This is a genomic window from Caballeronia sp. GAFFF1 (assembly GCF_023630705.1).
Classification (GTDB): domain Bacteria; phylum Pseudomonadota; class Gammaproteobacteria; order Burkholderiales; family Burkholderiaceae; genus Caballeronia.
In genome coordinates, this window is record NZ_JALQEM010000037.1 from 65,604 (window position 1) to 79,184 (window position 13,581).

Sequence of the window (13,581 nt, forward strand, 5' to 3'; positions counted from 1 at the left end):
TGGTGCTCCGCACTGGAGCAAGACTTCTTTCTGTTGGATTGACCCGTGACTGTTCCGCTATTGCCGTAACGCACGGTCCACTGGTTTAAACCTCAGATCGGCTTTCCCGCGCTCGACTCCCAGTTCCTCATCAGCGCGTTGCTTGGCAGGGTCTCATCGATCATCTTCTTGGCGGTCCGGATTCCGGCGACCGGCAGCCCAGTGGGATCGAGAACACCAATCTGTACCAGGACCGACGCCTGATCCCAGTAGATGTGCTCGTTATAGAGCTTGTCGCCTCGGAAGCAGATCACTGCGAGCATTGGAATCTCGATGTACTTGCCGGTCGGCGCCAGCCCGGGAAGCATCCAGTCAATCTCGCGATCGTGAGTGGCGCAGAAAATGAACTCATCGACAATTCGGTCCGCGCCGATGGTGCGCGAGACTGGAATGAAATGCGTGTCCGCCGGATTGGCGTTAACGAAGTGATACTTGTAGAACCGTTTCAGATCCTTGTAGCCCACTCCGCCCGTCATGGTCGGCACGTGATTGACATACGGCGCGGCCACCATGGTCGGCAAGATCGCATCGACATCGCGCGAATCGAACTCGTGGTAGCAGTGCAGTTCCCAGAGCGAATTGAGGTCATAGATGGGACCGAGCACTTTGCGCAACAGCGCGATAGTGCGCGAATAGGCCATCATCGCGGCCGGCTTGTCGAAGTGTTCACGTGGCGGAGTCGCAAAAGCGTGGTCACACCCTGGATACACGTACTGTTCGATTCCAGGTACCTCAGAGAGTGCCGACTGGATCGTCTCGCGTGTTGCCTCGGGACAAAGGGCGTCTTCCCCGGCGAAATGGAAAACCATCGGGCATCGGATCGACGACACGTCATCGAGATACGCGTCGAGCCCCACACCGTAGTAACTCACCGCGCAGTCGATATCGGTGCGGGCGGCAGCCAGCATCGCGAGTTTGCCGCCCAGACAATAGCCCACCGCGCCGACTTTTCCAACGTGTTGCTCCAGCGAACGGAGGCTCTTGATCGTCGACGAGATGTCCCTCATCGCGAGATCGACATCGAACTCGTTGTTATAGCGCAGCGCCGTGGCGAAGTCCTCGCCGGTGTAGCCGAGATTGACGCCAGGCTTCATGCGCCAGAAGAGATCGGGCACCAGCACGACATAGCCTTCTTCGGCAAATCGATCGGCCATATCCATCATGTAGGCGTTGATGCCAAAAATTTCCTGCAACAGGATCAAGCCAGGTCCCGATCCCTGCCGGGGCCGCGCGAGATATGCACAGAAGGTTTGGCCGTTTCCGGCGTCAATCTCAATGTATTCACCGTTCATGATCTTCCTCGTTCGTTACTCAATGCAACGTGATTGCGGCTCCGGCGAGTCCTCAGAGCGTCAAGAGGCGAGCGTGCAGCGCCTGACGATCCGTGGCCAGTCCAAGAGCGATTTCCTGTGCCATCGTGCCCATGTAGACCTCGTCCGCGTCGCCTTGCAATGCTGCAAGCACGGCGTCGACCGCTTCTCCCACCGGGATTTTCGGAGGCGGGACGTTACGGCTCATTTCCGTGTCGATCGGTCCGGGAAGGACAGAAATAACCCGCACGCGATGCGGCGCGAGTTCGGCTCGCGCGCCTTCCGTCATTCGAAGGGCCGCAGCCTTCGATGCACTTAGCGACGCCATCGACGGCAGGGCGACGCGCGCGAGTATCGAAAGAACGTTGATAATGGCGCCGCCGTCCGATTTGAGCGCCGGCGAAAATGCGCGCATCATGTTCAACGTCCCAAAGTAATTCACTTCCATCTCGGCGCGCGCCGCTTCTGGGTCATTGGCCTCTAGTACCGGCTGGGTTCGGTTCAGCCCTGCGTTGTTGATGAGTAGCGTGGTGTCTCTAGCGTTCGACGCCGCCCGCGCCACCTGTTCGATGTTCGTGATGTCTACTTCAACCGGTACAACACGCGGATCGCCGTCAGCAACTCCTCCCGTCTCCTTGACGCCCGCATAGACCTTGCGCGCGCCTCCCTTCAGCAACGCCTCGACCAGTCCCGCTCCGAGCCCACGGTCGGCGCCTGTCACGAATGCCACGCAGCCTTCAATTTGCATTACAACCTCCTGAACCGGACGGACGCCCCAGGTTGAAAAAACGTTGGGAATTGATGCCGAGGATCTTCTCCTTCGCAGCGTCGCTTAGTTGCGGGTGATTTGCTACTAGATCGCCCACCATCTTTTCCCCGAGCGGAAACGGATAGTCGGAGCCGAGCAACACACGGTCTTCGCCCATCGTCTCGACGAGTAAGCGCAGTGCGCCATCGCTGAAGACCGCACTATCGACATGGAAGCGATCGACGTACGATGCTGGTGGATTCGGGCAATTCTCTCGAACGATGTCTCGTTGCTCCCACGCGTTCTGCACGCGCCCCAACAAGAACGCGAAACTGCCGCCGCCGTGGGCGAAGCAAAGCTTGAGCGTTTTGGGGATGCGTTCGAACGCGCCCGAGAGGATCAGCGACACTATGCTCAACTGAGTTTCAGCCGGCATGGCGACGAGCCATGGCAACATCCACTTTTTCATGCGCCCGTCCGTCATCATGTCCCAGGGGTGCACCAGCACCGGTATATCGTCGTTAGCGCAATGCGTGAGGAATGTCACCAGGTGCTCGTCGTCGAGATCGCGCGGGCCGAGGTGATTGCCGATCTGCACGCCCCGATGACCGGCACGGTGTGCGCGGGTAGCTTCGCGGCATGCGAGTTCCACGTCCTGCAGCGGCACTTGAGCCAGCGGCATCAGGCGCTGCGGCGCGTGCGAGCAAAACTCCAGCGCGCGATCGTTCATTCGCATGGCCCATTCATGCGCCGCTACCGCGTCGTACCGATACCCGAACATCACGGGTGTCGCGCACATGAGCTGAATGTCCACGCCGCATCTGTCCATTTCGGCAATCCGCGTGGCGGGGTCCCACAAAGCGCGATAGACGGGTCGAAAGTCACGCTCGCCTGTCATGATCATCCCGGTTTCCCCGTCGGCCTCGATCCTGAGCCATGGCGCATGGTCTGGGTCAAGCGCCGTTGCTTCGTTCTGCGAAATCCGCGGAAAAAAGTGGGAATGCATGTCAATTCGAACTGTCATGTTGATTCGCTCGGCAGGTTCGGTTAATCGGTTCGGCCTTGCTTGCCCGGATGAACGACGCCGCAACGTGGACAGCGACGCTTGTCTTCCGATGCGTAAAAAGCGTCGAAGAGCGGCGGCAGGTCGTTGACAATGTTCTTGAGTTGCAGCTCGACGCGATGAACGCGCTCTCCGCATGCATCGCAATACCACTCGAACCCGTCCAATGTGCCTTCGGGGCGTTGACGCTCTATCACAAGGCACGCGCTACCCGACTCCGGTCGCTGCGGTGAATGGCGTACGTGTGGCGGTAACAGGAACACATCGCCCTCATTCAGTTCAACGCGCTCGCGCTTGCCGTCGATCCACAAATTGAGGTACGCGTTGCCGCGCAGCTGATAGAAAAACTCCTCGAGTGGATCGTCGTGGTAATCGGTTCGATAGTTCGGCCCGCCCACCACCGTGACGATAAAGTCACTGTCTTGCCATACCTGCTGGTTGCCCACCGGCGGCTTCAGAAGGTGCGCGTGCTCGTCGATCCAACGTTCGAAATTGAACGGCTTTCCGTAACTCAGCATGCTTGTCTCACTCAAAGGAATCGATATGTCTTGCGTGCGGTTCGTTTTTCAACGTGCCGGCAGATATGCGACGGCCTTCATCTCGACAAGCAGATGTGGATGCGGCAACTGGTGAACGGCGACAGTGGTTCGGGCTGGACCTGTCTCGTCGAAATATTCCGCATACACTTCGTTGTAGCCACGGAAATCGCTCATGTTCACGAGGAAGGCAGATATCTCGACGAGATTCGAAAGGTCCGCGCCCACGCTCTTCAGTATGTCGCGCATGTTTTCGATCACCGCGCGCGTCTGTCGACGGATATCGAGCGCGGCAGTGCCGAATTCATCAGCGAATGCGCCATCGATCGTGTTGTCCGGACGTCGAGAACTCGTCCCCGATACGAACAGGAAGTCACCGGCTCGCGTGATGTGCGGGAAGCGCCCCCGCGGCGTCGCCTTGCCCGGCACTACGCGCCCCTCAATGGTCTGATTCATGCGATCCTCACGCAGACATTCGTCAATTCGGAATAAAAGTCCAGCGAATGGCGGCCGCCCTCCCGTCCCAGCCCCGACAGCTTGGCGCCGCCGAAGGGCGTGCGCAGGTCGCGGACGAACCAGGCATTGACCCATACGATTCCCGTCTCGATCCGCTTTGCGACCCGATGTCCGCGCGCAAGCTGTGTCGTCCAGATGCTTGCGGCAAGGCCATACGCGCTGTCATTGACGCGCTCCACAACCTCGTCTTCGCTATCGAACGGCGCGATGTGGCAGACCGGTCCGAACACCTCTTCTCGTACGCATCGCGCGGAATCGGGCAAGCCTGTCCAGATGGTCGGCATCACGAAGGCACCTTCGTCCCGCGCGTCGCAGAAACTTGGTGCATAGCCGCCGGTCACGACGGTCGCTCCTTCTTCGACGGCAAGGCGGAAATACGAGAGCACCTTGTCGCGATGGCCGCGCGAAATGAGCGGTCCCATCGTCGTGGCAGCATCGTCCGGCGCACCGACGCGCAGTGCTTGCGCCTGTTCCTTGAGCGCCGCGACGAAGCGCTCGAAGATTGGCCGCTCCACATACACCCGCTCGCTACAGAGGCAAACCTGGCCCGCATTCGTGAAGCTGGATTTGAGAACGCCCGCGACCGCCGCATCGAAGTCCGCGTCCGCGAATACGACGGCCGCGTTCTTGCCGCCCAGCTCGAACGACACTTCCTTCACGCCGTCCGCAACGGCCTTCATGATCGCGCTGCCGGTGCGCGACTCGCCTGTGAAGGTAATTGCACTGATATCGCGATGACGCGTCAGGAATTCGCCAGCCGCGTTCTGACCGTGCCCATGAATGAGATTAAAGACGCCGGGCGGCAAGCCGACATCGTGCATGACCTCGGCGAGCAACGTTGCAGAGCTTGGCGTCTCCTCGGAAGGCTTGGCAACCACGCAGTTGCCCATGGCCAGCGCCGGCGCCACCTTCCAGGTGAACAACAAGAGAGGCAGATTCCACGGCGATATGATGCCGATCACGCCGAGTGGCTTGCGCGTTACATAGTTGATCAACTCACTGCCGTCCGCCGCGTGCGTCTCGAAATATTCACCGCCTGCAGTGCGGACAAGATCGGCAAAGGTCCGGAAATTGGCAATGCCGCGCGCGATGTCGAGGGTGCGAGCCTGCGCGACGGGTCGACCGGTATCGGCAACTTCCGCGGCCACGAACTCATCGAAGCGGGCTTCGATGCCGTCTGCGATCTTATGCAGCCATACGGCCCGCTGGGCAGGCGTGGTGTCGCGCCAGCCAGCCTTCTGAGCCGCGTGAGCCGCACGTACGGCGCTATCGACCAGCGCGGCGTCTGCTTCGCAAACATCGGCTAGCTTACGACCATCGACCGGACTCAGGTTCGGAAAGGTCGTGCCGTTCGCGACGAACTCACCGTTGATGTAATGGCGCAACAGTTGCCGGTCGCGCGACGTTGAAGCCAATTGAGATGTCACACCCTTCTCCTGCTCGATTGAATTTTCCTTTCCGTGCACTTCTTCGAAGTTGCATGGACCCTGACGCCTACCGCGCTCTGCCCGCGTCGTTCCACGAACGGTTGCCGCGTCGGTCAGGCGATCGGCAAGGCAAGAACGCGGTTCTGTTCGTCGATTGCGAGCCCGACGGCGTCGCCAGCGCGCACGACGCCCTCGAGTCGGGCGATGACGATCGGACCTGCATCCGTAGTCACGCTCGCGATAACGACGTCCGCGCCGTCTTGTGCACCGACGCGACGGCGCACGGTCGTCAATTCGTCGACAATGCCACGTTCGGCCACTTGCTCGCGCCACTCGGCGCCACCGCATTCAAAGCAGAGATAGCGCGCAGGAAACACGGTTGAACCGCACTGTTCACACTGGAAGACTTTGAGTGTCATTGCACACCTCGCTCGACCGCTTCGAGCACCACGGCATTCGCGCACATGCCATAGCGATACTCGACCATTCCATAGCCACTCACGACCGCTAGTCGCGCATTCGGCACCTGCCTTTCGCCCGCACGCCCACGCAACTGTGTCAGCGCCTCCACGAGACCATGCATGCCGCCTGCGGCGCCTGCTTGCCCGGCGGACAGCTGACCACCCGACGTATTCACCGGCAGATCACGCGATTCGATGCGCGCGATCATCGCGCGCAGATCGCCGTCGGGCGCGAAGCCGAGATCGTCCAGTTGTGCAATCGCCATCACGGGGTAGTCGTCGTAGACCGAGACCATGTCGATGTCGTCCGGCGTGACACTCGCCTGCCGCCACAAATCGCCGGCGATCAAGGCCAGTGCCGTCTGTGTGCCGTCCCCTGTCTGATGGTCGCTGTTGTAACGGCATTGCAGCGCGAGCACACGAACATTTCGGGCGCGACGCACGAGATCGGCGCGGGCGATGATCACTGCGTTCGCCCCGCTGACCACGGGTACGCAATCAAATCGGCCCAACGGATCGGCGATCATTGGGGCTTCTAAGTACTCGTCTATTGTCAGCGGCGTTCTATAGACTGCGCTCGGGTTCAGTCCCGCCCAGGCGCGTTGCGCCACGCAAAGCGCTCCGTAGTCGCGGCGAGTGAGGTTGTGATGCTTCGCGTGACGCTGCGTGAGCATCGCGAACAGTCCGTTCGGCCCGCCAAACTCCAGCGGCCGCAACCAGTTGCGCGTCGTCACGTTGTAGTGATCGACCAGTTGTTTAAAGTCAGCCGGCTCAAACCGATCGCCGGACAGGAGCGCAATGACGTTCGCATCGCCATGCTGAATTGCACGTATTGCGTGTTGCAGCATATTGATGGCGCTTGCTCCACCGTGACAATCGTCCATGCACCAGCGTGGACTGACCCCGAGCCGCCAAGCTAGATCGATGGCATGGTCAGGAGCCAACGTAAAGGACGCTACGCCGAGCCCATCGACTTCTTTTGCCGAGAACCCCGATTCGTCGAGGGCGGCGGCGAACGCTCGGGCCAGCAGGTCGCCTGTGGACTCCGAGGTCGCCTGTCGCCGGTACGGCACTTCCACGCCGGCTGTCAGCAATGCTTCGTCGCGTGTATCGAGTGTCATCTTCAATTTCCTTAGGCCTGCCGATCAGCGCGCGCGACGGGCAACCGTCTCGTGTGTGAAGAGCAGTGAGATGACGGTGATCATGCCGAGCCCAGCCATGAGCAAGGCGACCGGCCATGCTGCGTGATAGTGAGCGAGCAGTGCCGTCGCCAGCATCGGTGACAAGCCGCCGGCAAAGACCGCAGAGACCTCGTGTCCGAGGGCCATGCCCGAGTAACGGACCTCCGTGCTGAACAGTTCGCCCATCAGTGCGGGTTGCGTGCCGAGCATGGCGCCGTGGCAGACAGCATTGCCCAGCAAGAATGCGAGCCAAATGAGTGCCGGAATCTTGGTATCGAGAAGCCAAAAGAACGGAAGCGCAATGATGACGACGCCCACCGCACCCATCATGTACACGGGCTTGCGACCTATGCGGTCGGACAGTCGGCCCCACAGTATCAGCGTGACCAGTTCGACAGCCATCGACACGATCACACCGGCCAGCATGATCTTATTGGGCACACCGATAAATTTGCCGTACACCAGAGAAAAGGCGATGACAATGTACGATGTGCCGTTCTCCGCAACGCGCAGCCCCATCGCCATCAGGATTTCCTTCGGGAATCTGCGAATCACGTCAAGAACCGGCATGCGCGCCTTTCTTCCGGCAGCCTCGGCCTTGGCGAACTCTGTGCTTTCGGGCAGTCTCGACCGAATGTAGACCCCTACGCCGAAGATGGCGATCGAAAGCAGGAAAGGAATGCGCCAACCCCACGTCAGGAACGCTTCTTTGGGCAGCATCTGGACGAGGAAAAACACACTAGCAGACAGCACAAAGCCGCCGCCGACGCCGATCTGGCTCATTGATGCATAGAAGCCGCGCTTTTCCGGCGGCGCCGATTCGCTGATCATCAGTACGGCCCCGCCCCATTCGCCGCCGGCCGCGATGCCTTGCACAATGCGCAGAAGCATCAGCAACGCTGGGGCCCACAGTCCGACTTGCGAGTAAGTCGGCAAGAAACCAATCAGAAACGTCGCCCCACCCATCATCGATAGCGTCCACACCAAAGCGCTCTTGCGGCCATAACGATCGCCGATGTGGCCAAAGATGGCGCCACCGAACGGGCGCGCGGCAAAGCCGACGGCAAAGCCCGCGAAGGCCGCAAGCGTACCGATAAGCGGGTCGCCTCCTTTCGGGAAAAACAGATCACCGAATACGAGCGCAGCCGCAGTGCTGTATAGGAAGAAGTCGTACCATTCCAGCGCGTTGCCCGCGACGGACGCGAATATGATGCGCCTCAGGGAACGTTCATCGACAACGGCGGCCAGAGGCTGGGTTGCCTCCTGGGGCGGCGTGATTGCTGCAGGAAACGTTCGCGTGCTGGTCATCAGAGTCTCCATGTGTACATCCGTCGGATGTACTCGATGTTGCTTTCTCGCTCGGCATGCGCTGCCAGGTCGTCCCGTTCCGGAGCTTCGCAAAGGCCTCCGGGAACAGTCCGCAGTCACTTCATCTACGTTTCAGCCGATATCCGGAAGTTTCGAGATCCCACGTTGTCGCCGTGACGCCGGTCTCGCGCAATTTGAACTTCTGGATCTTGCCGTTCTCCGTCTTCGGCAGTTCTTGTTCGAAGTCGAGATAGCGAGGTATCGCGAAGTAAGGCAGTCGCGGTTCGCAATAGCGGACTAGATCGAGCGGTTCCAACGCCCCGCCATCGCGCAGGCCGATTACGGCCATCACTTCGTCTTCGGCGAGCGTCGACTTGACGGCGAAGACCGCAGCGGTCTCGACCGAAGGGTGGCTCAACAACACCTGTTCGACCTCGTACGAAGAGATGTTTTCGCCGCGCCGGCGGATGGCGTCCTTCTGACGATCAACGAATCGGTAATAGCCATCGGGTTCCCTGATCACACGGTCGCCCGAGTGGAACCATAAGTTGCGCCAGGCTTTGACCGTCTCGCCCGCCATGCCCAGGTAGCCGCTCGCGAAGGAAAACGGCTCATCGGCACGCAGGATCAGTTCGCCAGGCTCGCCGTCCGTTACCGGTTGGTCATGTTCATCTACGACCCGCGCATCGAAGCCCCGGTTCAGCTTGCCCATGTATCCAGGGCGGTGAGCGCTGACGTCGCCGCCCATCACGGAGTTGGTTTCAGTCGAGCCGTATCCGTCGATCAATGCGATGCCGCAGCGGTCCGTGAACTCTTTTTGAAAATGCCCAGGCACGCCCGGCGCAAGCGCGACGCGCACTTTATGGCGTCGCTCGTTGGCCATTACTGGCCGCCCTAACAAGATTGGCACCATTGCACCGAGAACGTAGGTAACGGTCGCTTGCGTGTTCACCAGCGCGTCGAAGAAGCCGCTCGCCGAGAAACGCCGGCCAACAATGAGATATGCATCGTTCACCAACGCCTGAAAGAAGCTGTTCAGCGCGTTGGTATGAAAGAGCGGCAAGCAGGTGTACAGCACGTCGCCCGCGACCACGCCAAGACCACCACCGGTGTTACGTCCCCACCAGTAGAACTGGGCGTGTGGGCAGATAACGCCTTTGGATAAACCCGAGGTTCCGGATGTGTAAAGCACCGCAAACGGATCTCCGTCTCCGATTTCGCCAGCCGCGATAGGTTCCGCCGCCGGTGGAAGCGCAATCGTCTCGTACGCAGGGGAATGAGAGTCTGCCGTAGGTTCGTCGATGATCCAGATGCGCTGCAGCGGAAGGTCGTTCGCTGAAAGTGCATGAACAACATCGACGAGATGCGCTTCGGCGACGAGCAAGCGCGCGCCGCTGTTACGAAGGATATGTTCGAGCTGCGGGCCGCGCGAGGCCGTGTTGATCGGAACGACGACAGCTCCAAGCCATCCGCAGCCAAGGACCATCTCCATGAACTCGATCCGGTTGCCGCAGAGCAGCGCGACGTGATCGCCCCGCTTCACGCCATGAGCGGCCAGTGAACCGGCGCGGCGCGATGCGATCTCGAGGGCATCGACACCGCTCCATACGGTCGATCCATCAGAGAAGAGAGGTTGATTACCGCTTCGCGCCGCGCGCGCTGCAAGCAAGGCCGGCAACGTGCGTGATGAAAAGAGCCTCGGCTGCTCTGCGCGCTGTTCGACGACTGTTTCTGTCAATTCCATGAGCTTGGGACCTCTTTCAATGTTGGATCCCACTCTAGAATTCGATAGCATATCGGTCAAATCAATCAATTTTTTACCCTACATCGACATGGTCAATTTCCATCAGGTCGATTTGAACTTGCTACGTGTCTTCCAGGCGATCCTCGAAGAGCGCAGCCTCACGCGTGCTGGGCAAAGGCTCGAGTTGTCGCAGCCAACGATCAGCTATTCGCTGGGGCGCCTGCGGTCGTTGTTCGATGATCCGCTGTTTGTCCGCACGCCGGACGGCATGCTCCCGACCCCTACTGCGGAGAGACTGGCGGTGCCCCTTGGCAGCGCCATTGCCTCAATTCGCGAAGCGCTGCGCGAAAGCGAACAATTCGATCCTGCGACGACTACGCGTGAATTCCGCTTGTCGATGTCTGATATTGGTGAACATGTGTTTCTGCCGCCTATCTGCGAAAGACTTCAGCGCGTCGCACCTCACGTCCGTTTGTCGACCGAGCAGATACCGGTGCGCGACGTAGAGGAGAAGCTGCGACTTGGCCAGATCGATCTCGCCATCGGCAATCTTCCGTCGCTGATGCCGGTCACGAACCACGCGCTGCTGTTCCGCGATCAGTTCGTCTGCATGACACGCAAGCGCCCTGGGCTACCAGTTCGAACGCTATCCAGACAAAAATTTCTGGAGCTCTTACATGTCACCGTGACCACGAGTGACAGTAGCCACCTGGCAATTGATGAAGTCTTGCGCGCTCAAGGTCTACATCGGCGGATTGCATTGCGCGTGCCGCATTTCACGGTAGTTCCGCAGATTTTGCAGCGCACGAACTGGATGGTGACGCTTCACCGTGGAGCCGCCCAAATGTTCAATGAAACCGGCCACTTCATGATCTATCCAATGCCGGCGGAGATCCCTGACATCGAATCCACCGTCCATTGGCATCGCAACTTCGACAATGACGAAGGGATCCGTTGGTTTCGCGAATTGGTCATCGATACGCTGCATCGCGACTAAGCGCGCGCGCATCAATTCCTCTCATGTTGTAGCTCCCGCCGTTGCTCGGTCAACCGACGAACAGTCGCGGCGTTCGGCCCGATTGCGCTCAGCGACCATGCGCAGCGGCTTCCGAGCCCAACCCCAATAGCACGCTCGAAGCTGCCATTGGCGAATGGAAGAAGGTCAGTAGGCGGGTCGCTCGGACTTGCAGAAGATCCGGTTAGGGCAATGGCCCGGGGGTGGGTCGAAAAGCCGCGCAACCGTGGTATCCGAATATCAAGCCTATCGTTGAGCGGCGCCTCTTTCCCGCAAGAGAGTCGTCATGCAGAGGAGCCGCTCCGAATCGCAATCATGGCAGTAAACCCGCCAGCAACCTCTTCCCAACGCCTCAACCGCAACGGCTGCGCTTAATAACGCCGCTCAGTTCTAAAAGCGCTAGGTCCAAGGCCGGTTGAGCGATCTCGACAATGCCGCACCGGGTCGCCGCGGCTTATGCGTGTGCCGTGCCGGCAACCGCGAACAGCCGTGAGAGGTCACCAAGGCAAGTCTCATACGTGCGTGTTCGATCCGAATAGTTTCGTTGAATCGTCGAATGAACGCGATGGAGGGTCATCGGCGTACGGCGAGTGATGCGCCACGACTGCGCGTCCGCCCGTGCCTTACGGCCAAGAAGCTAAACCATGATGGGCGAAAAGCGCGATGAAATCTACAACAAATCACGGGTTAATACCTACGACACCGGAAGGTTATGCATCAGATTCATAGCGGGTATTTTTGTCCCGAATTTGACCGACCCCTGTCCGGGCTCATATCGTGGGCCCATCGCATCGGTACGACCCGCGCCGCTTCTTGAGCCTCAGGGAAGCGGGATCTATCACGTCATGTTTCCCTCCACCATGAACCCTGAAGCTCTGAATCCTGATCTAGGTACGCTCGTTCAAACTCGATCCGTCCGTCCTCCGAGCAACGTGCGCCGTGCCGTCACTACAGCAGTGCTCGGTCAAATTCTCGAGTGGTATGACTTCTTCTTGTACGGCACCGCCGCCGCACTTGTCTTCGGCAAACTGTTCTTTCCGGTTGGCACTGACCCATTGACGGGCACCATCGCTGCATTCGGTGGCTTCACGGTTGGCTTCATCGCTCGACCCATAGGCGGAATGCTATGCGGGCATATCGGTGACCGATACGGTCGCAAAGTTGTGATGATGATTACATTGCTCACGATGGGCACCGCGACTGCTTTGATGGGCGTTTTGCCAACGTATCAGCAAGTCGGCATCGCGGCGCCAATAATGCTCGTCCTCTTGCGTACTCTTCAGGGACTAGCGGCCGGAGGCGAATGGAGCGGCAGCATCTTATTGATTCACGAGAACGCGCCGCAATCGAAGCGCGGCGCGCTCTCGGCATGGAGCCCCTGCGGTGCGGCACTGGGCTTCGTTCTGTCCACCGCTGCGTTCCTGCTCGTGCAGAACTTGCCGGCGGGCGACTTCCAGAGCTGGGGATGGCGCCTTCCGTTTCTCGCTAGCGTAGCACTCGTTCTCCTTGGCCTGTGGATGCGCCGCTCGGTCGGCGAAAGCGCCGCATTCGCTGAAGCAAAAGCCACGCGCCACGAAAGCCGGATGCCTGTCATCGAGGTGCTGCGCCAATGTCCGCGCGAAGTGCTCACCGTCTTCGGCCTGCGCTTCGGCGAGGGCGCGGCGTCCTACCTTTTCTTCGCGTTTTCGATCGCATACGGGCAGTTTCTCGGCATCAAGTCGAGCTGGATCCTGAGCGGTCTGTGCATTTCGATGCTGCTGATGGTCCCCGTTTCGCTTTTTTTTGGCTGGGTGACCGACAAAGTTGGCCGCAAGCCGGTTTACCTCGCGGGCGCGATCGCCATCGTGCTTGTCGGATGGCCATACTTCGCCCTGCTCGGCACCGGCGAGTACTGGAAGGTGGTCGCGGCGCTCGTCCTTGCCAACAGCATCACGCTGGGCATTCTTCAAGGCGCTCAGCCCGCGTTCATCAGCGAAATGTTGCCAGTGCAATTGCGTTTTTCTGGGCTTGGCATCGGCCGGGAAGTGTCTTCCGTACTAGGTGGTGGCCTTTCTCCAATGATCGCCACCATGCTGCTCGCCCACTATCACAGCGCCGTGCCGGTCGCCATCTATCTGGGCGCACTGGGGCTCATTACCGTCGTCGCTACGTTGCTCGCACGAGAGACGTTTCCCAAAGCGATGCGCGTCGCTGCACGTCGGCAGCCCGAATGACATCCACACACATCGACCGA

Annotated in this window: 12 protein-coding genes; 2 read left to right on the forward strand and 10 right to left on the reverse strand. The window is 59.8% G+C overall.

What is annotated here, in order from left to right; all coding sequences use genetic code 11:
• Nucleotides 1-92 precede the first annotated feature (92 nt).
• The 10 genes from NCR37_RS22490 to NCR37_RS22535 all read right to left on the reverse strand — a co-directional run bounded on the left by NCR37_RS22490 (nucleotide 93) and on the right by NCR37_RS22535 (nucleotide 10,333).
• Nucleotides 93-1,331, reverse strand: a complete 1,239-nt coding sequence (locus NCR37_RS22490) for a dienelactone hydrolase family protein (protein ID WP_250475026.1) — start codon at nucleotides 1,329-1,331, stop codon at nucleotides 93-95.
• A 52-nt stretch (nucleotides 1,332-1,383) separates the two neighbouring features.
• Nucleotides 1,384-2,097: an SDR family NAD(P)-dependent oxidoreductase gene (locus NCR37_RS22495; protein WP_250475027.1), complete on the reverse strand. Its 714-nt coding sequence runs from the start codon at nucleotides 2,095-2,097 to the stop codon at nucleotides 1,384-1,386.
• Nucleotides 2,087-3,121, reverse strand: a complete 1,035-nt coding sequence (locus NCR37_RS22500) for an amidohydrolase family protein (RefSeq protein WP_250475028.1) — start codon at nucleotides 3,119-3,121, stop codon at nucleotides 2,087-2,089. The genes NCR37_RS22495 and NCR37_RS22500 overlap by 11 nt, the downstream gene beginning before the upstream one ends.
• A 23-nt stretch (nucleotides 3,122-3,144) precedes the next feature.
• Entirely contained in the window at nucleotides 3,145-3,678 is a 534-nt protein-coding gene (locus NCR37_RS22505) for a 3-hydroxyanthranilate 3,4-dioxygenase (protein ID WP_250475029.1), read from the reverse strand.
• Nucleotides 3,679-3,726: 48 nt separating this feature from the next.
• Complete coding sequence (locus NCR37_RS22510) at nucleotides 3,727-4,152, reverse strand: RidA family protein (RefSeq protein ID WP_250475030.1); 426 nt, start codon at nucleotides 4,150-4,152, stop codon at nucleotides 3,727-3,729.
• Entirely contained in the window at nucleotides 4,149-5,639 is a 1,491-nt protein-coding gene (locus NCR37_RS22515; RefSeq protein WP_250475189.1) for a 2-hydroxymuconic semialdehyde dehydrogenase, read from the reverse strand. The genes NCR37_RS22510 and NCR37_RS22515 overlap by 4 nt, the downstream gene beginning before the upstream one ends.
• Nucleotides 5,640-5,752: 113 nt before the next feature.
• Complete coding sequence (locus NCR37_RS22520; protein WP_250475031.1) at nucleotides 5,753-6,058, reverse strand: Zn-ribbon domain-containing OB-fold protein; 306 nt, start codon at nucleotides 6,056-6,058, stop codon at nucleotides 5,753-5,755.
• Complete coding sequence (locus tag NCR37_RS22525; protein WP_250475032.1) at nucleotides 6,055-7,221, reverse strand: thiolase family protein; 1,167 nt, start codon at nucleotides 7,219-7,221, stop codon at nucleotides 6,055-6,057. The genes NCR37_RS22520 and NCR37_RS22525 overlap by 4 nt, the downstream gene beginning before the upstream one ends.
• 24 nt (nucleotides 7,222-7,245) lie before the next feature.
• The gene (locus NCR37_RS22530) at nucleotides 7,246-8,601 is read right to left on the reverse strand and encodes an MFS transporter (protein WP_250475033.1); all 1,356 of its coding nucleotides are present in this window, start codon (nucleotides 8,599-8,601) and stop codon (nucleotides 7,246-7,248) included.
• A gap of 109 nt (nucleotides 8,602-8,710) precedes the next feature.
• A complete protein-coding gene (locus tag NCR37_RS22535; protein ID WP_250475034.1) occupies nucleotides 8,711-10,333 on the reverse strand; it encodes an ATP-dependent acyl-CoA ligase in 1,623 nt (540 codons plus the stop codon).
• 88 nt (nucleotides 10,334-10,421) lie between these two features.
• Here NCR37_RS22535 and NCR37_RS22540 point away from each other — a divergent pair, with 88 nt between their 5' ends.
• A complete protein-coding gene (locus NCR37_RS22540) occupies nucleotides 10,422-11,330 on the forward strand; it encodes a LysR family transcriptional regulator (protein ID WP_250475190.1) in 909 nt (302 codons plus the stop codon).
• An 878-nt stretch (nucleotides 11,331-12,208) separates the two neighbouring features.
• On the forward strand, nucleotides 12,209-13,561 hold the full coding sequence (locus tag NCR37_RS22545) for an MFS transporter (protein ID WP_250475191.1): 1,353 nt from the start codon (nucleotides 12,209-12,211) through the stop codon (nucleotides 13,559-13,561).
• Nucleotides 13,562-13,581 lie beyond the last annotated feature (20 nt).

What these genes read in the sequence shown, in the direction of transcription:
- NCR37_RS22525 (WP_250475032.1), bottom strand. Translation starts at nt 7,221, where the DNA reads ATGACACTCGATACACGCGACGAAGCATTGCTGACAGCCGGCGTGGAA.
- NCR37_RS22530 (WP_250475033.1), bottom strand. Translation starts at nt 8,601, where the DNA reads ATGGAGACTCTGATGACCAGCACGCGAACGTTTCCTGCAGCAATCACG.
- NCR37_RS22505 (WP_250475029.1), bottom strand. Translation starts at nt 3,678, where the DNA reads ATGCTGAGTTACGGAAAGCCGTTCAATTTCGAACGTTGGATCGACGAG.
- NCR37_RS22500 (WP_250475028.1), bottom strand. Translation starts at nt 3,121, where the DNA reads ATGACAGTTCGAATTGACATGCATTCCCACTTTTTTCCGCGGATTTCG.
- NCR37_RS22535 (WP_250475034.1), bottom strand. Translation starts at nt 10,333, where the DNA reads ATGGAATTGACAGAAACAGTCGTCGAACAGCGCGCAGAGCAGCCGAGG.
- NCR37_RS22490 (WP_250475026.1), bottom strand. Translation starts at nt 1,331, where the DNA reads ATGAACGGTGAATACATTGAGATTGACGCCGGAAACGGCCAAACCTTC.
- NCR37_RS22545 (WP_250475191.1), top strand. Translation starts at nt 12,209, where the DNA reads ATGAACCCTGAAGCTCTGAATCCTGATCTAGGTACGCTCGTTCAAACT.
- NCR37_RS22495 (WP_250475027.1), bottom strand. Translation starts at nt 2,097, where the DNA reads ATGCAAATTGAAGGCTGCGTGGCATTCGTGACAGGCGCCGACCGTGGG.
- NCR37_RS22520 (WP_250475031.1), bottom strand. Translation starts at nt 6,058, where the DNA reads ATGACACTCAAAGTCTTCCAGTGTGAACAGTGCGGTTCAACCGTGTTT.
- NCR37_RS22510 (WP_250475030.1), bottom strand. Translation starts at nt 4,152, where the DNA reads ATGAATCAGACCATTGAGGGGCGCGTAGTGCCGGGCAAGGCGACGCCG.
- NCR37_RS22540 (WP_250475190.1), top strand. Translation starts at nt 10,422, where the DNA reads ATGGTCAATTTCCATCAGGTCGATTTGAACTTGCTACGTGTCTTCCAG.